The 23,524-nt window shown below is 51.8% G+C and carries 21 protein-coding genes; 18 read left to right on the top strand and 3 right to left on the bottom strand.

All coding sequences use genetic code 11. The annotated features are described in order from the left end of the window. Positions 1–207 precede the first annotated feature (207 nt). From rpsF to rlmH, 16 genes are all read left to right on the top strand, one after another. Positions 208–495, top strand: coding sequence for a 30S ribosomal protein S6 (rpsF, locus tag JCR24_RS07620; RefSeq protein WP_011232945.1), 288 nt, complete (start codon positions 208–210; stop codon positions 493–495). Between the two features lie 30 nt (positions 496–525). Further along, positions 526–1,020: a single-stranded DNA-binding protein gene (ssb, locus tag JCR24_RS07625; protein WP_011232944.1), complete on the top strand. Its 495-nt coding sequence runs from the start codon at positions 526–528 to the stop codon at positions 1,018–1,020. Between the two features lie 97 nt (positions 1,021–1,117). After that, positions 1,118–1,354 carry a 30S ribosomal protein S18 gene (gene rpsR / locus JCR24_RS07630; protein ID WP_008880812.1) on the top strand — a complete coding sequence of 79 codons (237 nt, stop codon included), beginning with the start codon at positions 1,118–1,120 and terminating at the stop codon, positions 1,352–1,354. 135 nt (positions 1,355–1,489) lie between these two features. Next, entirely contained in the window at positions 1,490–2,419 is a 930-nt protein-coding gene (locus JCR24_RS07635) for a YybS family protein (protein ID WP_238980408.1), read from the top strand. Positions 2,420–2,462: 43 nt separating this feature from the next. Beyond that, positions 2,463–4,439 (top strand): DHH family phosphoesterase, encoded by a 1,977-nt coding sequence (locus tag JCR24_RS07640; protein WP_013146700.1) that lies wholly within the window; start codon positions 2,463–2,465, stop codon positions 4,437–4,439. Beyond that, positions 4,436–4,885 (top strand): 50S ribosomal protein L9, encoded by a 450-nt coding sequence (rplI, locus tag JCR24_RS07645; protein WP_011232941.1) that lies wholly within the window; start codon positions 4,436–4,438, stop codon positions 4,883–4,885. Before JCR24_RS07640 ends, rplI begins: the two co-directional genes overlap by 4 nt. Before the next feature lie 77 nt (positions 4,886–4,962). Further along, positions 4,963–6,327, top strand: coding sequence for a replicative DNA helicase (dnaB, locus tag JCR24_RS07650; RefSeq protein WP_011232940.1), 1,365 nt, complete (start codon positions 4,963–4,965; stop codon positions 6,325–6,327). 217 nt (positions 6,328–6,544) lie between these two features. Beyond that, complete coding sequence (locus JCR24_RS07655) at positions 6,545–7,831, top strand: adenylosuccinate synthase (RefSeq protein ID WP_011232939.1); 1,287 nt, start codon at positions 6,545–6,547, stop codon at positions 7,829–7,831. A 188-nt stretch (positions 7,832–8,019) separates the two neighbouring features. Continuing rightward, on the top strand, positions 8,020–8,733 hold the full coding sequence (yycF, locus tag JCR24_RS07660; RefSeq protein WP_011232938.1) for a response regulator YycF: 714 nt from the start codon (positions 8,020–8,022) through the stop codon (positions 8,731–8,733). A 6-nt stretch (positions 8,734–8,739) separates the two neighbouring features. Continuing rightward, positions 8,740–10,569, top strand: a complete 1,830-nt coding sequence (walK, locus tag JCR24_RS07665) for a cell wall metabolism sensor histidine kinase WalK (RefSeq protein ID WP_011232937.1) — start codon at positions 8,740–8,742, stop codon at positions 10,567–10,569. Continuing rightward, positions 10,562–11,890 (top strand): YycH family regulatory protein, encoded by a 1,329-nt coding sequence (locus tag JCR24_RS07670; RefSeq protein WP_238980409.1) that lies wholly within the window; start codon positions 10,562–10,564, stop codon positions 11,888–11,890. The genes walK and JCR24_RS07670 overlap by 8 nt, the downstream gene beginning before the upstream one ends. After that, positions 11,877–12,659 (top strand): two-component system regulatory protein YycI, encoded by a 783-nt coding sequence (locus JCR24_RS07675; protein WP_011232935.1) that lies wholly within the window; start codon positions 11,877–11,879, stop codon positions 12,657–12,659. The genes JCR24_RS07670 and JCR24_RS07675 overlap by 14 nt, the downstream gene beginning before the upstream one ends. Before the next feature lie 6 nt (positions 12,660–12,665). Continuing rightward, positions 12,666–13,460, top strand: a complete 795-nt coding sequence (locus JCR24_RS07680) for an MBL fold metallo-hydrolase (RefSeq protein ID WP_011232934.1) — start codon at positions 12,666–12,668, stop codon at positions 13,458–13,460. A gap of 101 nt (positions 13,461–13,561) precedes the next feature. Then, a complete protein-coding gene (locus JCR24_RS07685) occupies positions 13,562–14,782 on the top strand; it encodes a S1C family serine protease (protein ID WP_011232933.1) in 1,221 nt (406 codons plus the stop codon). 55 nt (positions 14,783–14,837) lie between these two features. Then, entirely contained in the window at positions 14,838–14,990 is a 153-nt protein-coding gene (locus JCR24_RS07690; RefSeq protein WP_011232932.1) for a CxxH/CxxC protein, read from the top strand. Between the two features lie 84 nt (positions 14,991–15,074). After that, positions 15,075–15,554 carry a 23S rRNA (pseudouridine(1915)-N(3))-methyltransferase RlmH gene (gene rlmH / locus JCR24_RS07695; RefSeq protein ID WP_011232931.1) on the top strand — a complete coding sequence of 160 codons (480 nt, stop codon included), beginning with the start codon at positions 15,075–15,077 and terminating at the stop codon, positions 15,552–15,554. A 358-nt stretch (positions 15,555–15,912) separates the two neighbouring features. On the opposite strand, the gene JCR24_RS07700 is transcribed toward rlmH, so the two are convergent. Continuing rightward, complete coding sequence (locus JCR24_RS07700; RefSeq protein ID WP_011232930.1) at positions 15,913–17,151, bottom strand: GGDEF domain-containing protein; 1,239 nt, start codon at positions 17,149–17,151, stop codon at positions 15,913–15,915. A 710-nt stretch (positions 17,152–17,861) separates the two neighbouring features. Between JCR24_RS07700 and JCR24_RS07705 the strand changes: the two genes are divergently transcribed. After that, positions 17,862–19,016 (top strand): glycerate kinase, encoded by a 1,155-nt coding sequence (locus JCR24_RS07705; protein WP_081132750.1) that lies wholly within the window; start codon positions 17,862–17,864, stop codon positions 19,014–19,016. 163 nt (positions 19,017–19,179) lie between these two features. On the opposite strand, the gene manA is transcribed toward JCR24_RS07705, so the two are convergent. Further along, positions 19,180–20,142, bottom strand: coding sequence for a mannose-6-phosphate isomerase, class I (gene manA, locus JCR24_RS07710; protein WP_023634557.1), 963 nt, complete (start codon positions 20,140–20,142; stop codon positions 19,180–19,182). A 191-nt stretch (positions 20,143–20,333) separates the two neighbouring features. Beyond that, complete coding sequence (locus tag JCR24_RS07715) at positions 20,334–21,860, bottom strand: FAD-dependent oxidoreductase (protein WP_021321298.1); 1,527 nt, start codon at positions 21,858–21,860, stop codon at positions 20,334–20,336. A gap of 183 nt (positions 21,861–22,043) precedes the next feature. Here JCR24_RS07715 and JCR24_RS07720 point away from each other — a divergent pair, with 183 nt between their 5' ends. After that, entirely contained in the window at positions 22,044–23,423 is a 1,380-nt protein-coding gene (locus JCR24_RS07720) for an ATP-binding protein (protein WP_238980410.1), read from the top strand. Positions 23,424–23,524: the final 101 nt, after the last annotated feature.

A 23,524-nucleotide genomic window follows, 5' to 3' on the forward strand; every position in this document is an offset into this window, starting at 1 on the left:
TTCGAGGGCAGGGCGGATGCAGCAGGTCACGGCATGGGGCCGTTTTTGGCTTGGTCATACGGATGGAAGATGTTTGCGCCGACGGAATGCGGCAAACTGCCTTGCTTATCGTTGTCGGTCATGGTATAATCAACAAATGTGAGTAATGGTGATTGCTCCTTGCTCTTCGAATGGAAGGGCCGCTTAGACCAAAAGGAGGTGACGAGCGTGAGAAAGTACGAAATCATGTACATCATCCGCCCGAACATGGACGATGAAGCGAGACAAGCTCTCGTGGAACGGTTCAACAACGTGTTGAAAGAAAACGGCGCGGAGATTACGAACGTGACGGATTGGGGCAAGCGCCGCTTAGCCTATGAAATTCAAAAATACCGCGACGGCTATTACATGATCGTCAATGTCGTATCGGAGCCGAAAGCGGTGCAAGAATTCGACCGCTTAGCGCGCATCAGCGAAGACATCATCCGTCATATCGTCGTCAAAGAAGAAGAATAATCTTTTCGACATGATGAAGAGGTGGTTCTGATGATTAACCGCGTCATTTTGGTCGGCAGGTTAACGAGAGATCCGGAGTTGCGTTACACTCCAAGCGGAGTGGCTGTTGCCACGTTTACGCTCGCGGTCAACCGTCCGTTTACAAATCAGCAGGGCGAGCGGGAAACGGATTTTATTCAATGTGTCGTTTGGCGCCGCCAGGCGGAAAACGTCGCCAACTTTTTGAAAAAGGGGAGCTTGGCTGGTGTCGATGGCCGACTGCAAACCCGCAGCTATGAAAATCAAGAAGGTCGGCGCGTGTACGTGACGGAAGTGGTGGCTGATAGCGTCCAATTTCTTGAGCCGAAAGGAACGAGCGAGCAGCGAGGGGCAACAGCAGGCGGCTACTATGGGGATCCATTCCCATTCGGGCAAGATCAGAACCACCAATATCCGAACGAAAAAGGGTTTGGCCGCATCGATGACGATCCTTTCGCCAATGACGGCCAGCCGATCGATATTTCTGATGATGATTTGCCGTTTTAATAAACAAGTCGCTTGAAGCCCCTGTCTCTAAACAACGCGCAGGCAGCGGGCCATTCCACCGATGAGGAAACGATGGCAACGGAAAGGAGGAAATAGCATGGCAGGACGGAAAGGCGGCCGCGGCAAACGCCGCAAAGTATGTTACTTCACGGCGAACAACATTACGCATATCGACTACAAAGATGTCGATTTGCTGAAAAAGTTCATTTCTGAACGCGGCAAAATTTTGCCGCGCCGTGTAACGGGAACGAGCGCGAAATATCAGCGCAAATTGACGGTCGCGATCAAACGCGCGCGCCAAATGGCGCTTCTGCCGTACGTTGCGGACGAGTGAGCCGAAAGCAAGCAGTAAGGGGGGATCCTTACTGCTTTTTTTATCTCCTCTGACTGAGCGGACTCCCACTCCCAAGCAGAGTGAAAGTGGGGAAGGAGGTCAAATCACCAAAAAACAAAGAAAGGGGAACGTCCATTGCGAAAAACGCACGCCCTCACCGAAGCGGCGATTGAGCTCGCACTGTTTGCTGTTTTGTTTTTGCTTGCGCTGTACGCGCCGGTCATTGGGATTGTCGCCGCTTTGTTTTTAGCGCTTCCGTTTATGGTGTTTACGATGCGCCATGGGTGGATTCCAGCTATGTTGCTGCTGGCGGCGGCCCTGGTCATCTCCGGTTTGATCGGCTCGCTTTTGTCGCTGCCGATGGCGCTTATGTTCGGCACCGTCGGCATGGCAGTCGGCGCGATGCTTTCGAAACAGAAAAACCGTTATCTTGTTCTTCTTGTCGGCGCGCTTGTATTTTTGGCGAATATCGTGCTTGATTACATCATCTCGATTCAATTTTTGCACGTCGATATGATCCAAGATACGCTTGCGCTCGTGCGAGAATCGTTTGACACGGCAATGAATCTAATGAAGGGAATGGGACAAGCGCCGCCTTTGGAGATGCAAAGGCAGTTCGAACAAGGGCTGAAGCTGATCGGCTATATGGTTCCGACGCTGTTTGTCATCGCTTCGTTTGCGCTGGCGTACGCGACGATCATCGTCTCGCTGCCGGTGATGAAGAGGCTGAAGCTGCCGGTCGGTTCATGGCCGCCGTTTCGCGAGCTTATGTGGCCGAAAACTGTATTGTGGTTGTATGTCTTTGTGCTCCTTCTCTCCTTGTTCCCGTTCAAAGAAGGATCGTTTGCCTATATCGCCGTGTTGAACTTATCGTATGTGTTGCAGCTGGCGATGATTGTGCAAGGATTTTCGTTTCTTTACTACGCCACTTACAAAAAAGGGGTTGGCAAAGGTGTGGTGGCGGCAGGGACGGTCGTTTGCTTATTCCTGCCTTTTCTACTTTATCTTGTGGCGATATTCGGTATAATTGATTTAGGATTTGATTTGCGCCGCCGCATATTATAATTGGATAAGGCGAGTCATTTCTTCAGTGTAGGAGCTGACTTGAATGTCCCATTTTTATGAAAGGAAAGCGTATCGCTATCCGTTATATGCGTTAGCCGCCCTGGCGGTGCTTATGGCGATTGGCTTGTTTTACTTCCAATGGCTGCTTGGCCTCGTCGCCCTTCTTGGCGTCGGGTTTGTGCTTTATTATGTCATTGGGGCGCAACGCTCCTTGCATAAAGAGTTGGAGCACTATATTTCCAATTTGTCGCACCGGGTGAAAAAAGTAGGCGAGGAAGCGTTGATGCAAATGCCGATCGGCATTATGCTCATCGATGAAGGGGGAGAAATCGAGTGGTCGAACCGTTTTTTGGCCGCCTGCTTTAAGGAACAGACGCTTGTCGGCCGCTCTCTCGCCGAGCTTTCCGAATCGTTGGCCGCTTTTGTGAAAAGGGGAAAAACGGACGAAGAGATCGTCGAATTGAACGGAAAGCAGCTGAAAGTGGTCATTCGCCGCCCTGAACGGCTTCTTTACTTTTTTGATGTTACTGAGCATTTGGAATTGAAGCGGCAGTATGAAGCGGAACGGCTGGTGCTCGCCATTATTTTTCTTGACAATTATGATGAAATTACGCAAGGGATGGACGATCAGGCAAAAAGCCAACTAAACAGCCTCGTCACTTCCGTGTTGAACCGGTGGGCGAACGACTATGGCATTTTTTTAAAGCGGACGTCATCCGACCGATTTATTGCCGTATTGAACGAACATATTCTTGGGCGGCTCGAGAAAAGCAAATTTTCCATTCTCGACGAAGTGCGAGAGCAGACGGCAAAACATCATGCCCAGCTGACGCTGAGCATTGGCATCGGCGCCGGCGTGTCCCAGCTCCCGGAGCTCGGGGCGCTCGCCCAATCAAGCTTGGACTTAGCGTTGGGGCGCGGGGGCGATCAAGTCGCGATTAAGCAAGGAAATGGAAAAGTGAAGTTTTACGGCGGCAAAACGAACCCGATGGAAAAGCGGACGCGCGTCCGCGCCCGCGTTATTTCCCATGCGCTTCGCGAACTGATTGCAGGAAGCGACAAAGTGCTCATCATGGGCCATAAATATCCCGATATGGACGCCATGGGAGCGGCGATCGGCGTTTTAAAAGTCGTCCAATCGAACCAAAAGGAAGGGTTTATCGTCGTCGATCCGGCCAAAACGGATGCCGGGGCGCAACGGTTGCTTGAGGAAATGAAAAAACATGCTGAGTTATGGTCAAGATGCCTAAAGCCGGAGCAGGCGCTTGAGCTCGTCACCGAGGATACGCTTTTGATCGTCGTCGATACGCATCGTCCGTCGCTCGTCATTGAAGAGCGGCTATTGTATCGCACCGACCATATCGTCGTCATTGATCACCATCGCCGCGGCGAAGAGTTCATTGAGGCGCCGATTCTCGTCTATATGGAGCCTTATGCTTCTTCGACATCGGAACTCGTCACCGAGCTGTTAGAGTACCAACCGAAACGGATGAAGCTGACGATGCTCGAAGCGACCGCCCTGCTTGCCGGCATCGTCGTCGACACGAAAAGCTTTACGCTCCGCACCGGCTCGCGGACGTTCGACGCCGCGTCATACTTGCGCGCCCAAGGAGCGGATACGGTGCTTGTGCAAAAATTGCTGCGGGAAAGCATCGCCAACTACGTCAAACGGGCGAAATTGATCGAACGGGCGGTGATCGATGAGCATGGCATCGCCATCGCCAAAGGGGGCGAGAACGAGGTGCACGACCAAGTGTTGATTGCGCAAACGGCCGATACGCTTCTCACTTTAAGCAGCGTCGTTGCTTCGTTCGTCATTTCCAAGCGGTCCGACGGGACGGTCGGCATCAGCGCCCGCTCGCTCGGCGATGTCAACGTGCAAGTCATTATGGAACGGCTTGGTGGAGGCGGACATTTGACAAACGCCGCCGCCCAATTGTCCGAAGTGACGGTGGAAGAGGCGGAGCGGCAGCTGCGTGAAGCCATTCATGACTATTTCGAGGGGGGGAAGCCATCATGAAAGTCATTTTTTTAAAAGATGTGAAAGGAAAAGGGAAAAAAGGGGAAATCAAAGACGTCGCCGACGGTTACGCAAACAACTTTTTGTTCAAACAAGGGCTCGCCATTGAAGCGACGCCGGCGAACATCAAAGCGCTCGAGGCGCAAAAACAAAAAGAGCAGCGCCAAGCGGCGGAAGAATTGGCCAATGCGAAAAAACTGAAAGAAGAGCTCGAGAAGCTGACGGTGGAAATTCCGGCGAAAGCGGGCGAGGGAGGCCGTTTGTTTGGCTCGATCACGAGCAAGCAAATCGCTGAGGCGCTTCAGGCCCAGCACGGCTTGAAGCTTGACAAACGGAAAATCGAGCTTGCTGATGCCATTCGCTCCCTCGGATATACGAATGTGCCGGTGAAGCTCCATCCGGAAGTGACAGCGACCTTAAAAGTGCACGTCAAGGAACAAAAATAACGGCAGCAATGATGCCCCCGCCCGCTATGGCGGGGGCATTATCGACGGAGATGAAACGGGGGAAAGGCGGTGAGACGATGAGCGAACTTTTTTCAGAACGAATTCCTCCGCAAAGCATTGAAGCCGAGCAGGCCGTGCTTGGCGCTGTGTTTTTGGATCCCACTGCGCTGACGCTCGCCTCGGAACGATTAATTCCCGAAGACTTCTACCGCGCGGCCCATCAAAAAATTTTCCACGCCATGCTTCGCGTCGCTGATAAAGGCGAGCCGGTCGATTTAGTGACGGTGACGGCGGAACTGGCCGCTTTGGAGCAGCTGGAGGAAGTGGGCGGTGTCTCCTACTTAAGCGAGCTTGCCGATTCTGTGCCGACAGCGGCCAACGTCGAATACTACGCCCGCATTGTTGAAGAAAAATCATTGCTTCGCCGCCTCATTCGCACGGCGACATCGATTGCCCAAGATGGCTATACAAGGGAAGATGAAATTGACGTTTTGCTCGATGAAGCGGAACGGAAAATTATGGAGGTTTCCCAACGGAAACATTCAGGCGCCTTTAAAAATATTAAAGATGTTCTCGTACAGACGTATGACAACATTGAAATGCTCCATAACCGGAACGGGGACATCACCGGCATCCCGACCGGATTCACTGAACTCGACCGGATGACGTCCGGATTTCAGCGCAGCGACTTGATTATCGTCGCCGCCCGGCCATCGGTCGGGAAGACGGCATTCGCATTAAACATCGCCCAAAATGTGGCGACGAAGACGAACGAAAATGTCGCGATTTTCAGCTTGGAAATGAGCGCCCAGCAGCTTGTGATGCGGATGCTTTGCGCCGAAGGCAACATCAACGCCCAAAACTTGCGCACTGGCAAGCTGACGCCGGAAGATTGGGGCAAGCTGACGATGGCGATGGGCAGTTTGTCAAACGCCGGCATTTATATTGACGATACGCCGAGCATCCGCGTCAGCGACATTCGCGCCAAATGCCGCCGCTTGAAACAGGAAAGCGGCCTCGGCATGGTGGTGATCGATTATTTGCAGCTCATTCAAGGAAGTGGGCGCAACCGGGAAAACCGCCAGCAGGAAGTGTCGGAAATCTCCCGTTCGTTAAAGGCGCTCGCCCGCGAGCTCGAAGTGCCGGTCATCGCTTTGTCACAGCTGTCGCGCAGCGTTGAGCAGCGCCAGGACAAGCGGCCGATGATGTCCGATCTTCGCGAATCGGGGAGCATTGAGCAAGACGCTGATATCGTTGCCTTTTTGTATCGCGACGACTACTACAACAAAGATTCCGAGAACAAAAACATCATCGAAATCATTATCGCCAAACAGCGGAACGGCCCGGTCGGGACGGTGCAGCTCGCCTTTATTAAAGAGTACAATAAATTCGTCAACTTAGAGCGCCGTTTCGATGAGGCGCAAATTCCACCGGGGGCGTAAGACGGACCGCGCTGCCGGCGGCGGGCGCCTTTTTGTTCTTTTGGCCTTTGACTATTTCTTCGTTTACACCCGCGGCGTTAAAGAGGGAGCCTTCCTGATCATTGATAAACGAATAAAAAAGACGATATTTTCTTTTAATGTTCGTGTTTCATTGACTTTATGGCTGAAAACTGGTACACTGACAATGTTTAGACCGAGGAAACTGGAGGTGCTCGCCATGTCGTCAGTCGTTGTTGTCGGCACGCAATGGGGCGATGAAGGGAAAGGGAAAATTACGGACTTTTTATCGGAAAATGCGGAAGTGATTGCCCGGTATCAAGGGGGAAACAATGCCGGACACACGATCGTGTTCAACGGGGAAAAGTATAAGCTGCACTTGATCCCGTCGGGCATTTTTTATAAAGATAAAATTTGCGTCATCGGCAATGGGATGGTCGTCGATCCGAAGGCGCTCGTTGCGGAGCTTTCGTATTTGCACGAGCGCGGCATTTCGACTGATAATTTGCGCATCAGCAACCGCGCTCATGTCATTTTGCCGTATCATTTGAAATTGGACGAGCTTGAGGAAGAGCGGAAAGGGGCAAACAAAATCGGCACGACAAAAAAAGGAATTGGGCCGGCGTACATGGACAAGGCGGCGCGCATCGGCATCCGCATTGTTGATTTGCTTGACCGCGACGTGTTTGCCGAAAAGCTGGAGCGCAACTTGAGGGAGAAAAATACGCTGCTTGAAAAAGTGTACGGGGTCGAAGGCTTCCGGTTGGAGGACATTTTTGAGGAGTATTACGAGTACGGCCAGCACATCGCCAAATACGTCTGCGACACATCGGTCGTATTGAACAATGCGCTCGATGAAGGGCGCCGCGTCTTGTTCGAAGGAGCGCAAGGCGTCATGCTTGACATTGACCAAGGAACGTATCCGTTTGTCACGTCGTCGAATCCAGTCGCTGGCGGGGTAACGATCGGCGCCGGTGTCGGGCCGACGAAAATCAAGCATGTCGTCGGGGTGGCGAAAGCCTATACGACGCGCGTCGGCGACGGGCCGTTCCCGACAGAGCTGCACGATGAAATCGGCGACCGCATTCGCGAAGTCGGCCGCGAGTATGGGACGACGACCGGCCGTCCGCGCCGCGTCGGTTGGTTTGACAGTGTTGTTGTCCGTCATGCCCGCCGGGTGAGCGGCATTACGGACTTGTCGCTTAACTCGATCGATGTGTTGACCGGCATTGAAACGTTGAAAATTTGCGTCGCCTATCGCTACCGCGGCCAAGTGCTCGAAGAATTTCCAGCCAGCTTAAAAGTGTTGGCCGAATGCGAGCCGATTTATGAAGAACTTCCTGGCTGGACGGAAGATATCACCGGGGTGAAAAGTCTAGACGAGCTGCCGGCGAACGCCCGCCATTACGTCGAGCGCATTTCCCAGCTCACCGGCATCCCTCTTTCGATTTTCTCCGTCGGACCGGACCGTTCGCAAACGAACGTCGTCCGCAGCGTCTACGCGTAAGCGGCAACAGTGGACGGTGGCAGGCAGCGTATAAACAAGGCAAACGACAGGCATAGATGCGCGCGCGTCTATGCTTTTTTCTTTGATAGGCTCCTCAAAATGGCAATCGGCAAAGGATGATTTCATGTTCATAACATGGTAAATTAGTAATGATAGGATTCCATCGCAAAAGGAAGGATGTGAGCGAGATGGAAAAACGCATTTTAGTCGTTGATGATGAAAAACCGATTGCCGATATTTTGCAATTTAATTTGCAAAAAGAAGGATATGAAGTCATTTGCGCCTACGACGGCGAAGAAGCGCTGCAAAAAGTTGAAGAAACGATGCCGGACTTGATTTTATTGGATATTATGTTGCCGTTAAAAGATGGCATGGAAGTATGCCGTGAAGTGCGGAAAAAGTATGATATGCCGATCATTATGCTGACAGCGAAAGATTCCGAGATTGATAAAGTGCTTGGGTTGGAGCTTGGTGCGGACGATTATGTGACAAAGCCGTTCAGCACGCGCGAGCTCCTGGCGCGGGTGAAGGCAAACTTGCGTCGCCATGCGCAAACGGCCAACCAAGAAGAAGGAGAAAACGAAACAAATGAAATCGTCATTGGCCCGCTCGTCATCCGTCCGGACGCGTATGTCGTGCAAAAGCGGGGGGAAACAATTGAACTGACCCACCGCGAATTTGAACTGCTTCATTACTTAGCGAAGCATATCGGCCAAGTGATGACGCGCGAGCATTTGCTGCAAACCGTCTGGGGCTACGATTACTATGGCGATGTGCGCACCGTGGACGTGACGGTAAGACGTCTGCGTGAAAAAATTGAGGACAACCCTTCCCACCCGAATTGGATCGTCACAAGACGGGGAGTCGGCTATTACTTGCGCAATCCGGAACAGGAGTCATGAGCCAGCATGAAAAAAGTAGGTCCATTCCGTTCGATTCATTTTAAGTTTGTCATCATTTATGTATTACTGATTCTCGTCGCCATGCAAATCATCGGCGTGTACTTCGTTCGCAAGCTGGAAACGGAGCTTGTGCAGAACTTTAAAAACTCATTAAACGAACGGGTGACCTTGCTCGCCTATAACGTCGAGCAGGCGATGAATCGGGAGCGCGATGAAAAAAGCCCGACATTGGAAGAAGACATCCGTTCGCTTCTTCATGATTTCGTTTCCCAAGACATTTCCGAAGTGCGCGTCATCGATGAGAAAGGGAAAGTGCTTGCGACATCCAATCCGTATATGCAAAACATCGTCGGAAAGCGGACGACCGAGATTTATGTAAAACGTTCCCTCGTCACCGGCGAAATCGTCGACCGGATGCTACTCGATTCGAAAACAGGTCATCGCATGTACATTTCGTCGACTCCGATCAAAACGAGCGGCGAAATCAAAGGTGTCATTTACGTCATCGCCTCGATGGAAAACGTCTTTTCGCAAATGCGGCAAATCAATATGATTTTGGCGACCGGGACGGGGATCGCTCTCGCCATTACCGCCGTGCTCGGCATTTTTTTGTCCCGCACGATCACCCGGCCGATTTCCGATATGCGCCGGCAAGCGCTGGCGATGACGAGGGGAGATTTCTCCCGCAAGGTCAAAGTGTACGGCTATGATGAAATCGGCCAATTGGCGATGACGTTCAATAATCTGACCAAAAAACTGCAGGAAGCGCAGGCGACGACGGAAGGGGAACGGCGCAAGCTCGAGTCCGTCTTGACGCATATGACTGATGGCGTCATTGCGACCGACCGTCGCGGGCGCGTCATTCTCATTAACGATGCAGCGTTAAACATTTTGAATGTTTCACGTGAAACAGTGCTGTCGAGTTCGATCGTCGACGTGCTTGGCATTGCCGACCAGTATACGTTTGAAACGCTGCTTGAGGAGCGCGATTCGCTCATTTTAGATTTCAGCACGGATGAGGAACTGTATATTTTGCGCGCGTCGTTGTCGGTGATTCAAAAAGAGGGCGGATTTGTCAACGGGTTGATCGTCGTTTTGCACGACATTACCGAACAGGAAAAAATCGACCGCGAGCGGCGGCAGTTTGTCGCCAATGTGTCGCATGAATTGCGCACGCCGCTCACCACGATGAAAAGCTACTTAGAAGCGCTCGCTGACGGCGCTTGGCAAGATAAAGACATCGCGCCGAGGTTCATTCAAGTCGTGCAAAATGAAACGGAACGGATGATTCGGCTTGTCAACGACTTGCTCCATCTGTCCAAGCTCGACAGCAAAGACTACAAGCTGAAGAAAACGTGGATCAATTTTTCAGCCTATTTCCATAAAGTTATTGACCGATTTGAGTTGACGAAAAGCGACAACATCCGGTTCGTTCGCAAAATTCCGCGCGAGGCGATTTTTATTGAAGTTGATGAAGATAAAATTACGCAAGTGTTAGACAACATTATTTCGAACGCTTTGAAGTACTCTCCGCAAGGAGGGACGATTACATTTCGCGTCCGCAAACTTGCTGATGAAATTATTGTCAGCGTCAGCGACGAAGGAGTCGGCATTCCGAAAGCCGACTTGGCAAAAATTTTCGAACGGTTTTACCGGGTCGACAAGGCCAGGTCGCGCAAATTGGGCGGTACGGGGCTTGGGCTGGCCATTGCCAAAGAAGTCGTTCTTGCCCATGGCGGGACGATTTGGGCAGAAAGCAAGGAGCATAAAGGAACGACGATTTATTTTACGCTGCCGCTAGAACGCGAGCAAAAGGATGACTGGTGCGATGTATGAAACGATCAAAACCATCGTGTTGACGTTGTTTGTGCTCATCAGCATTACCTTAACGTTTGCCTTATGGACATATCATCCGAAATACGACGTGCTGCAAAACGACGAATACATTCAACACGTCTCCGTGAGCAATACGCAAGTGGATACAGCGATGGTCGTGCAGCCAAAGCAGATTCTCATTCATAAAAACGGCGTCCCCTATGCTGTGACGAAAGACGAAGAGAAAAATGAAGTGCTGAAAGAAATGAGAAGATGGACGCTTGATGATTTCGAAGATGTTTCGTCTTCTGTTCCGCAAGGGAAGTTTTTATCGTTTTTAAACGGCAAAGAGCGGCTTGAGATCATTTACCCCGATGAAGTGCCGATCGACATATACCGATTGATTTTCACGATCGATGACAGGGGGCTCGACGGCTTGGCGTTTGACCGCCTGCTCGTCCCGCTCGGCGGGAAGGACGAGTTCCCCATCTACTTCATCGCGACCGACAAGCGCAAAATTTACAAGGCGATTGCCAGCGATGCCTCCTTATCGGCGATCGGCCGGCTGGCGAAAGAAGCGAGCCATTTTCCGCGTTATTTCGCTTATCCGGTCAGCGAAACGAAGCAGTTGTATTTGCCGGAAAAAGAAGTGGTGCTCAGCAGTCTGCAATATTATACCGACGAGCTGGACGCAGACAAGTTTAAAGAAGCGCTCTTTAGCGATCCAAGCTTTGTCAAAAAAGATTTGATTCCGTTTGGCGAAGAATATACAGACGGTTCGCGGCTGATGGACGTCGATTTTCTTCAACGGATGCTGCTGTATGTGAATCCAGCGGCGCGCGTCTCGAATATGGGACAAACGGAGCAAGAAACCCATATCATCCAAAAAAGCATTGATTTCGTCAATGAGCATGGCGGTTGGACGGATCTGTATCATTTCGCCCGCTGGAGCGAGGAGGATCGAAAAGTCACGTTCCGGCTTGTCGTCAACGGCTATCCAGTCTTTAATGAATACGGCATGTCAGAAATCGTGGAGACGTGGGGAGCGTCCGATTTGATGAAATACCAGCGTCCGCTCTTCCGCCTTGAAATCGCGGATCGCAACCGCACACCAAAAACGCTGCCGTCCGGCCATGAGGTCGTCAACTGGTTCGAACAGACGAAAGGCGTTCGCAAATCGCTCATCAAAGATATCGCCATCGGCTATGAGCTCATCAAAGATCCGGAGCGGGAAAAAGTCATCCGCCTTGAACCGGCATGGTTCTACTTGTACGGACAAACGTGGAAAAAGGTAAACATGGGCGATGAGGCGGGAGGAGGGGGAACAAATGGACTGGAGTAAAACGAAGACGATTTTTATTATCGTGTTCCTCATCCTCGACTGCTTTTTAGGCTATCAGTTTATGGAAAAACGAAACAGCAGCCAGCTCGATGTCATTTTGGAAACGACGATTGAAGAGCAGCTTGAGGCGAACGGCATTACGTATGTGGATCTGCCTAAAGAAGTGACGAAAGCGGCGTATGTCAGCGGCAAAAGCCGCTCATTCACCATGGCGGATGTAAAAAAGCTGCCCGGGCAAAAAGTGAAAATCGAAGGAGAAACGAAAGTCAAAGGGACGTTCATCGATCCGGTTGCGCTGCCGATTGACGATCCATACCAGCTGCGTGAGTTTTTGCAGCGCTACATCATCGGCGGCGGGCAATATGCCTTTTGGTCGTTTGATGAAAAACAAGGAATCTTGACCTGCTACCAAATGTATGACGGCAAGATGATTTACGGCAATGAAAACAGCAAGCTCGTCATCCATGTCAACGGGAGACGGGAAGCGCTGTCGTATGAACAGACGATGCTCAGCGACTTGGAAAAGTACGAGCGGAAGCAAGATATCGTCCCGGCGATTAAAGCCATTGAGACGTTGTACCGAAAAGGGCATTTGCAGCCGGGCGACCGCGTCACGAAAGTGGAGCTTGGCTATTACGGGCTTGTTCAATTTACTGCATCCCAAGTGTTGACTCCAACTTGGCATATTGTTGTCAATCGGAAGGAAGACTATTTCGTCAATGCGTTTGAAGGGCAAGTGATCAATGATCAAGGAAATGTGCTGGAGTGAAAGAACATGACGATGCGATTTAGTGTGCTGGCCAGCGGCAGCACCGGCAACGCCTTTTACATTGAGACAGACCGCCAGCGCCTGCTTGTTGACGCCGGTTTGAGCGGCAAGCAGCTTGAGGAGTTGTTTGCTGAGATCGGCCGCCATCCAAAGCAGCTTGATGCGCTGCTTGTCACCCATGAACATAGCGACCATATTAAAGGGCTCGGGGTGCTTGCCCGCAAGTATCGGCTGCCGGTGTATGCCAATGAAAAAACGTGGCGGGCGATGGAACAAACGGTCGGCGACATTCCGCCCGAGCAAAAATTTGTCTTTCCGCTCGGCGCGGTAAGGACGTTCGGCGATGTTGACGTCGAATCGTTCGGCGTCTCTCACGACGCCGCCGAGCCGATGTTTTACGTTTTCCACTATGAAGGGAAAAAGCTTGCGTTGCTCACCGATACCGGCTATGTGAGCGAGCGGATCAAAAAGACGATTGAAAACGCGGATGTGTTCGTGTTTGAAAGCAATCATGACGTCGGCATGCTGCGGATGGGGAGATATCCATGGAGCGTCAAGCGCCGCATTTTAAGCGATGTCGGCCATATTTCGAATGAGGAAGCGGGTTTGGCGCTTGCTGACGTGATCGGCGACCGGACAAAGCAAATTTATTTGGCCCATTTGAGCCAAGATAACAATATGAAAGAGCTGGCGCGCATGACCGTGACGCAAGTGTTGGAACAGAAAGGCTTAGCGGTCGGCGCCCGCTTTCGTTTGTATGATACCGATCCGCGTCGGGCGACGGCACTAGCGTATGTATAAAGCCCGTTTTGCCGAAACTGAGGGAGACACATTTGTTGGATTTTTTCTCCTGTTCATGATTATAATGAGGGATGGAGACGAATGTGGAAAGGAGGGTGAGCATGGGATACTACGACGACCATTATGAGCCGTACGAACAAACGAGGAGGAAGCGGCGCAGCGGATCGTTTGTTTCCGCGCTTGTCGGCGCCGTGTTAGGAGGGCTGCTCGTCCTCATGTCCATTCCGGCGCTTTCCCGTTGGGATATCCTCCCGTATGATGTTGTGCCGAATCAAAGAGCAGAGGAAGAGCCAAAAACAGAGGAAAATGGAACTCCACCGATTCGGCAGAGTGTTTCCGTAGATGTGACGACGGCGGTGACAAAGGCGATCGACCAAGTGTCGGATGCGGTTGTCGGCGTTGTCAACATTCAAGAAGCCAGCTTCTGGTCGCAAGGAGGCGAGGCTGGCGTCGGATCGGGCGTCATTTACAAGAAAGCGGGAGGCCGGGCGTTTATCGTCACGAACCATCATGTTGTTGAAAACGCCAGTCAGCTCGAAGTGAGCCTCAAAGATGGGACGAGAGTGCCGGCGAAGCTGCTCGGCAGTGATGTGCTTATGGATTTAGCCGTCTTGGAAATTGACGCGAAGCATGTGAAAAAAGTCGCCCAGTTCGGCAACTCCGATACGGTGAAGCCAGGCGAGCCAGTCATTGCCATCGGCAACCCGCTCGGTTTGCAGTTTGCCGGCTCGGTGACACAAGGCATTATTTCCGGAACGAACCGGACGGTCGAAGTCGATTTGGACCAAGACGGCGCTCCAGACTGGAACGCAGAAGTATTGCAGACAGATGCGGCGATCAACCCGGGCAACAGCGGCGGCGCTCTTGTCAATATCAAAGGGCAAGTCATCGGCATCAACTCGATGAAAATCGCCCAAGAGGCGGTTGAAGGCATCGGGTTCGCGATCCCGATCAACACGGCCATTCCGATCATTTCGGACTTGGAAAAATACGGACAAGTGCGCCGTCCGTACATGGGCGTTGAACTTCGCTCGCTGAGCGACATCCCATCGTACCATTTGCAGGCGACGCTCCATTTGCCGCCGAACGTAACGGAAGGAGCGGCGGTCATTCAAGTCGTGCCGATGTCGCCGGCCGCACAGGCGGGCTTAAAACAGTTTGATGTCATCGTGGCGCTTGACGGCGAAAAAATCCGCAACGTGCTTGATTTGCGCAAATATTTGTATACGAAAAAATCGATCGGCGACCGGATGGAAGTCACGTTTTATCGTGATGGGAAAAAACGCACGGTCACGATGAAGCTGGCGCGTGAGTCGTATTAAACGAATGGAGGGAGCGAAAACGCTCCTTCTTTTTTCCACAAGGAGAGGGGCGAGAATGATGATATTCACATGTGAAGAACATGTCGACATCGCTATTGATCAATATGTAGATGAAACGGAACAGGCGCCGGATCTCCTGCCTGTGGACAACAGCGAAAAACAGTGCTATTTTTGCTCGAAACAAGCTGTATATGTCGTAGGAGGATAACAGTTTTTTCACAACATGTGGATATGTGTTGTGTATATGTGGATAAATCTTGTTGATAAGCTGTTTATAAGGCAGGGGTTGTTTGTGCATATTTCCATTGTCGCTGTGGGTAAATTGAAGGAAAAATATTTAATCGCTGGAATTAATGAATATACAAAGCGTCTGTCCGCATACGCCAAAATCGACATCATCGAAGTCGCTGATGAAAAAACGCCGGAGCGGGCGAGCGAACTTGAGGAGGAACAAATCAAAGAGCGCGAGGGAGGACGGCTGCTGGCGAAAATTCCGCATGACGCTCACGTCATCGCGCTCGCGATTGAAGGGAAGATGCAATCGTCCGAGCAATTCGCCGCCCGTCTCGATGAGCTCGCCACCTACGGCAAAAGCAAAGTGGTGTTCGTCATCGGCGGCTCGCTTGGCTTAAGCAAACAAGTGATGGCGCGCGCCGATGAGACCCTGTCGTTTTCGAAAATGACGTTTCCACACCAGCTGATGCGCCTCATTTTGCTCGAGCAAATTTACCGCGCATTTCGCATTAACCGCGGGGAACCGTATCATAAGTAAATGGGGTTTTTCCATTTCTTAGTTTCATGATGGGATGAAGACGTTCTATCGCAGATTTATCCATTACGGTTGAATATGGGGGATAAAGTATGAGACATTTGATTCAAATAGCCGTTGCCGCCAATGCAGCACAACGGCTATCCTTCATCAATCACCGTTTGTGTAATGATGAAGCGGTCTCATTATTTTATGGAAATCTTTTTCAATTAAGGAATTTTTACGTTATTCACTCAAGGGGCGCCGCATTGGTTTGACAGATCGCGAATCTTGATTAAGGTGTTATGCCAAATGACGTTTAGGGAAATATAGCAGGAAAAGAGGGTTGCGCTAAGGAAAAGTCAGGGGAGAGCCGCCTAATTTATGCAACTCCCCCGCATTGGGCTGATACTTTATTTTTGCCGCTTTCTTTCGAACGGAGCAATAAATGGTCGGCATAAATGTACGCTTTTTCAATTGACATCGTTCCTTCTGCTTGACAAAAGTAAAGACCGAACGACGACGTATAGGCAATGGGACGTTTTGCCGCCATATAATCGACCAACACAGTGCTATGGCGCACTGCTTCTCGAATCTCCTCGACAAGCCGGACGCTCTCTTCAAATGTGCGATTACGCAAAAACATCGTAAATTCTTCACCGCCGCTGCGGAACAAAAAATCGCCCTCTTTGAGAAACTGTTTCAAGGTTGAGGCGAAATGGCGGATCACCTCGTCGCCGACGGCATGGTTATACGTGTCGTTGATCGTTTTAAAATTGTCGATATCGGCGACGACGACGCCAATCCATTCACCGGATCCGTTTAGCTTGGCGATCGTTTGATCCATGTAGGCGCGGTTATGGATGCCGGTCAAAAAGTCGGTGTAGGCCATTTTTTCGAAGTGGTCGCGTTCTAGTTTATGCTGGATGCTTTGCGATTTGGAAAAGAACGAGCGGCTGACGAAGTAATTCAGCAAAAATAAGCTCAAAAGCATATCCCACCGCTGTTCTTGCAAAAAGAGAAATAACAGACCGTTTGTCAGCGCCGTTTTTCCCATGTCCATCCAGCTTCTCGTCTTAATAAAGTCCAACGCCTCGCGCTGTGTCTGAATGTCGCCGGTTATATAAAAAATGATGATCAGGCAACAGTCAGTCAAAAAGGAAACGACGATGACGAGCAGGAATAAAAGCAGCCAGAAGCCAATGAACGGAATAGACTGAAACAGCGGACCAAGGAGATTGTATAAGGCAAACGCGAGCGAATTGAACGTCACAAACGAGCCGATGTTGTACAATGTGTGCAGCCATTCATCGGGTTCCGCTGTTTTCAAATATTTTTTTGCTATATGTTCAGTCAAGCGAAACAACGCTTCAAAGATAAACAGCCCGAACGGGCCGGCAAATAAGGCGAACGATAAACTATAGTTAATGCCGTAATCAACGGGAATATTGTTTTTCGTTTTGTCTATGACGCGCAAGTGTGAATACAAGCTGGAAAACAGCCAATAAAACAGCAAAGCGATGACATAGGTGCGATCGAAGGAAGGCGGTTCTGACACAAAAACAACAACAATGGATGCGGAAAAAACAGCAAAAATCATCGGTCGTGCTCGGAGTAACATCACAGCTCTCTCTCCTATAAATCTGACCTCTGACAACTTCGGCGTTGATGAAGTGATTCCAAAAAGAGGAAGGCCGCTCACATGCCAGTGGCTTTCAGCAAAAATACGGATTATAGCCGCCGATGGCGAACGGTGAATTTGGAAACCGTCTTTTTTATAGAATCAAGATGTTCCCAATTGGAACAAACGAACATATGGTTACATCTATTATAGTACTATATACACAATTGTGAAAATAGACGAAATGGCATTGTTTTTCGCCTTTTTTCCACAAAATTTGACACATATTGAGTGAAAGTTGGTTCCAATCGATGCCGATTCTTTCGTGAACTATACAGCTGGATCGTGCTTGTTTCGCTGAATGAAAAGGGAAGCAGATAAAGCATAGGTGGTTCTTCCAGTACAGCTAGCGCGATTGCGACGTTGTCGGCGACGGAAAGGACGGAAATATCATATCGCCGAATCCGAATACGATTGCGGCGGCTGAGGTGTTTGGCGCTTCTCTTTTCCCGCTTATGGCGGCTACGAGCAGCCATGATTTGTTCGTGGCGTAAGTATGTTGGCGATTTGTTTGCGCTCAAAGGAAGCAGCGCTTCGGTTGGCGAACAACTTATAGTGGAGGCTATTGTCATCGTTTGTGCCAAGACAGCCGTTTCCGATGACTTTTCGTTTCCAAGGTTTGGATGGAGACAAAAGAGGAGGGAAAAAGAATGAAAATCGTTATTGCCCCTGATTCATTTAAAGAAAGTCTTTCTGCGCTCAAAGTCGCCGAGGCGGTCGAGCGTGGGTTTCGCACGGTGTTTCCGGAGGCGGAATACGTTAAGGTGCCGATGGCCGACGGCGGGGAAGGGACGGTGCGGTCGCTCGTTGATGCGACCGGCGGCCGCATCGTCGAAACGGAAGTGACCGGGCCGCTCGGCGAGCCGGTGCGGGCGTTTTTTGGTTTGCTTGGCGATGGGAAGACGGCGGTGATTGAGATGGCCGCCGCCTCAGGGCTGCACCTTGTCCCGCGCGACCGGCGTAACCCATTGGTGACGACGACGCGAGGGACAGGGGAGTTGATCCTTGCAGCGCTGGATGCCGGCGCCACCCACCTCATCATCGGCATTGGCGGCAGCGCGACGAACGACGGTGGGGCCGGCATGGTGCAGGCGCTCGGGGGAAGGCTTTTGGACGAAGACGGCTGCGACATCGGTCCGGGCGGCGGCGCGCTGGCCGATTTGCATGCGATTGACCTTTCCGGTCTCGACCCGCGTCTTGGGGGAGTCCGCATTGACGTGGCGTGCGACGTCGACAACCCGCTTACCGGTCCGAACGGAGCGTCGGCCATTTTCGGTCCGCAAAAGGGGGCGACACCGGACATGGTCGCCGTTCTCGACCGGAATTTGGCGCATTACGCAGATGTCATCCGACGCGATCTCGGCAAACAAGTCGGCGACATCCCGGGAGCGGGTGCGGCCGGCGGGTTGGGGGCGGGACTGCTCGCGTTTCTCCCGGCCGAGCTAAAGCGCGGCGTAGAGATTGTGATCGAGACGGTTCAGCTCGCGGAGCGCGTCAAAGACGCTGACTTGGTCATCACCGGCGAAGGGCGGATTGACGGACAGACGGTGTTCGGCAAAACGCCGATCGGCGTCGCCAAGACAGCGAAACAGTTCGGCGTCCCCGTCATCGGCATCGCCGGGTCGTTGGGCGACGACAGCGCCGTCGTGTTGGATCATGGCATCGACGCGCTGTTTACGATCGTGCCCGGCGTCGTGCCGCTTGAAAAAGCGTTGGAGCAGGCAGAACATTATGTGACACAAACGGCGCGGCATATTGCCTCTGTGTATCGTCTCGGTCAAATGAAAGGGACATCTTTCTCCTAAGCGGGGAAGATGATGGGATTTCTTCATGGGTGAAATCCTATTGTTGAACGGCATGTTCTGTTCAGCCGTCCCCTTCTCGGGTGGACAATAGAAAAAGGTGTCCCAAAGGCAAGAGGACACCTTTTTTGTATGTTGCAACCCATTGGTTGAGGAAGTCAGTCGTTTATTTGCCTGCCCGCGGCCATGAGGCGATCGCCTCAAGCATCCCACGGATCGTGAACCGGCCAAATTGGTGCGGCAAAATAAAGTGGCCGCCTTGGCGGATCGCGTATATCCGCTCATTATGAACGAGCTCACCTTCACCTTTTAGGATGCTGACGATGAGAAACGGTTTCGTCTGTTCTGACGCGAACGCGTCATGGACGTCCCATTTTTGGACGCCGAAGTAGTCTCCTTCCACGAAGGTCGTCACCGTCGCGCCGGGAAATTCGGCGACATGGGGGTGGACATCGATGTCGCGATGCGGGACGGTCGTGACGTCAATCGCTTTCTCGAGATGAAGCTCGCGCTTCCGCCCTTGGCTGTCGACGCGGTCGTAATCGTAGACGCGGTAGGTTGTATCTGAGCTTTGCTGCGTCTCAAGGACGAGCGTCCCTTCGCAAAGGGCGTGGATCGTGCCGCTTGGGACATAGAAGAAGTCGCCGGGGCGGATCGGCACTTTCCGAAGTAAACGATCCCATTCCCCCGCTTCCATCATCGCGCGCAGCTCTCCTTTCGTTTCTGCATAATGGCCGTAAATCAACTGAGCGCCCGGCTTGCAGTCGATGATGTACCAACACTCCGTTTTGCCGAGTTCTCCGCCTTCATGCGTTTTGGCGTATTCATCGTCCGGGTGGACTTGGACTGACAAGTCGGCGTTGGCGTCCAAAATTTTGGTCAACAGCGGGAAGCGGTCAGACGGGAAGTGGCCGAACAAATCGCGGCGTTCCTCCCATAATTGTCCGAGCGTCATCCCGGCAAACGGTCCGCGGGCGACGACCGTCTGCCCGTGCGGATGGGCGGACACCGCCCAGCATTCCCCTGTTTGCGAAGACGGAATGTCGTAGCCGAATCGTTCGGCGAGCTTCGTGCCGCCCCAAATCCGTTCTTGGAAGACAGGGGTGAGAAAAATCGGTTCAAGGTCCATGCGTCATCCCTCCCGAAAACATCATACAACATGCAGTCCACTCTAATTTTCATCTTATCATGAAATGCGCTATCGGCAAATGAAAACGATAAGGGGGTTAGGAACATACGCTCCCAACCCCCATTGGAACTCAAGGTCGACATGCCGATTGCGACGATGTTCTGCACGCGCCGCCGTCCTGCGTCAGCGCGTCACTTCGCGTCATCAAGTTCAATGCGCGCGAGCGGCTGTTTCGCCGGTCCTTCGATAACATCGCCATCGATCGAGAAGCGCGAGCCATGACATGGGCAGTCCCATGTCCGGTCGCCGCTGTTCCACTCCAGCTCGCAACCCATATGGGTGCACGTCGTGTCGACGACATGGAGCACCCCGGCTTCGTCCTTATAGGCGCCAGCCCGCTTTCCGTTGACCGAGACAACCGCCCCTTCGCCATGCGTCAAATCTTGCGGCCGGCGGACAACCGGTTCGATCTTTCCCTCCAGCAAATGTTTGGCGACGTCAAGGTTTGTCGTGAAAAACTGCTTCATGCTTGGATCAGCGTAAAAGCGCGACGGGGAGTACAAGTCGCGGTATCGGTTGTCGCGGTCGAGGATGAGGTCAGACAAAAGCATCCCGGCGACCGTCCCGTTCGTCATCCCCCACTTCCGGTACCCTGTCGCGACATAAATGTTTGGCGTCCCTGCCGTCATCGGGCCGATGTACGGCACTTTGTCCAGCGTCGTCAAATCTTGGGCGGACCAACGGTAACGGATGTCGTTCACCGTAAACAGCTGCGAAGCGAACGAGGACAGCGCCTCGTAATGACGCATCGTCGGCACGCCTTGGCCGGTTTTATGGTTTTCGCCGCCAATTAGGATAAGCGTCTCGCTGCCTGCCGCTGCGGAGCGGATCGAGCGTTTCGGTTCATCGGCGCTTAAATACATGCCGCCCGGGTACGGTTCAGTGATCGTCACTCCCAATACGTACGACCGTTCAGCGTACATGCGCGAAAAGTAAAACCCGCCGTCGTAAAACGGAAAGTGAGAACAGACGGCGACATGGTCGCACTCAACCCGTTTTTTGTCTCGCGTAATGACTGTCATCCTTTTTCCTTGTTCAATATCCGCCGCTGGTGTGTGTTCGTAAATGGCGCTGCCAGCCTGTGTGATCGAATCGACGAGTTTGGCCAAATATTTGAGCGGATGAAATTGCGCCTGCCTCTTCATCACGACCGCTGCCGCCACCGGCAGCGGGAGCGGGATCGACTCAACGAAGGCGCCGTCAATGCCGAGCCGTTCGTACGCTTCCCATTCTTTCACTAGTTTTTGGAAAGAAGAGGAAGACATCGTATAAATATAGGCATCTTGCTCGCAAAAGTCGCAGTCTATTTGTTGTTCTTCGATCGTGCGGCGGATAAACTGGAGTGCGTCCATGCAGGCGTCATAATAGAGTCGCGCCTTTTCTGCACCGAAATGGTTGAGAAATTCATCATAGACGAGATCGTGCTGGGCCGTGATTTTCGCTGTCGTATGGCCGGTCGTGCCGTTCAGGAGCCGGTCGGCTTCCAGAAGGGCGACGCGCGCCCCTTGCGCCGACAACAAATACGCTGTTGTAATCCCGGAAATGCCGCCGCCGATGACTGCGACGTCGGCGGAAATGTCCGCATCGAGCTTCGGAAACGACGGAAGCGAAACGGAGTCGCGCCAGTAAGGCTCTACGGTGGAAGGAAGGGACGACATGATGACCTCCTCCTTGCATGTCAATGTTGTCTTCTGTAGTTTTCCTTTTATCGGGCGAACTATTCCACATATCCACAACCGTTTTCTTTTTTTGGCAACTATCCGCAAGGAGAAGGAAAGATGGTACAATAGAAAAAGAGAATCAAACTGTTTTGCAAAAATAACGTCAAAGGAAGATCGGGAGTGAATAAATATACAAATTCGTTTCATGAACGCCCCCATGCGCTGGCAGACAGCCTGATTTTAGAGCATTACAGCTTAAGTGAGCTCAATTTCGAGACCGTCAGCCATTACCGCGAGCGGTTTGCTCGGGTGAAACCGGGCCATCCGTGGAACGGGCTCGAGACAAAAGAATTTTTATACAAAATCGGCGCGTGGGGCAAGCTGCGCGACAGCAGCAAAGAAGGGCTGACGCTCGCGGGATTGTTGATGTTCAGTGAGGAGCGGATCATCACCGAGGTGCTGCCGCAATACTTTTTGGAATATCGAGAGCACACTGACGGTGAAGCGGCAGGATGGACGAAGCGGTTCACATCACAAGACGGCACATGGTCGGGCAACATTTATGATTTTTATTTTCGCGTGTTGGCTGAGCTGGAGCGTCACGTTTGGTCGGATGAAGGGCGCGCTCTGCTTGGCGAGGCGCTCGTCAATGCGCTCGTTCATGCCGATTATGGGGAGGAAGGCGGCATCACCGTCGAAAAAGAGGATCGTTCATTTCGCTTTGCCAACCCGGGACGGTTTCGCATCCCGATTGAAGCGGCAATGGCGGGGCATACAAGCAATTTGCGCAACCCGAATATTTTTAAAATGTTTTTGCTGATCGACGTATGCAAACGCGCGGGATCGGGCCTTAAGCGAATGTGTGATATGCAGGAACAGGCGCTTGTCTGTCCGGTCGATATCTCGCAGCAAACGAATCCAGACCGTACAATCGTTGTGTTGTGTCCGCTGCAATTTCCAGCTGAAATTAGCGCAACAATGGAAACAGAACCGGCTGGACAGCTGGAACAGTCGGAACCCGAATGGCTGGATCCGGACAGCGGACAGGAAACCGAGAGCTTCATAACTAACGAACTAAACTTCGTAAGTATAGACACCAACTCCGTCAACAACGAAGAAAACTCCGTAAATATAACCAAAAACTCCGTAAACATCGGGTCGAACTCCATAAAAAATGAGTCTGACTCCGTAAATAGAACGTCGATCTCTATAAATAAAGAGTTGAAGTTCGTAAATAGCTTGCTTAGCTCCGTAAACAACGACATCAGTATGCATGACAGCAACGAAAAAGGGGAAACGATCGACGAACGGCTATGGAAGATGGCAGAATTGGCACGGCGAAAAAAACGGTTGGCTCCAGCGGTCATGGAACAATTGATCGTTCGGTTATGCCGCGAGCGGCCGCTGCGTCTGAAAGAGCTGGCAGAGCTGCTCGAACGGACGCCGGATGGATTGCGCAACAATTATTTAGGAAAGCTGTTGGAGGAAGGGAAAATCCGCTTAAAATACCCGGATCAGCCGAATCATCCGCGCCAAGCCTACATAGCGGTTGATGAATGAAAGGATTGGAGGGTGAAAGCGAGTCATGATCCAAACGGAAATAGACCGATCGGAAGGATGGGGTCTGCGATTGCACATTTCCTGCTTTTTGTTTTAGAAAG

Source organism: Geobacillus sp. YHL, from assembly GCF_022341265.1.
Lineage (GTDB): Bacteria > Bacillota > Bacilli > Bacillales > Anoxybacillaceae > Geobacillus > Geobacillus thermoleovorans.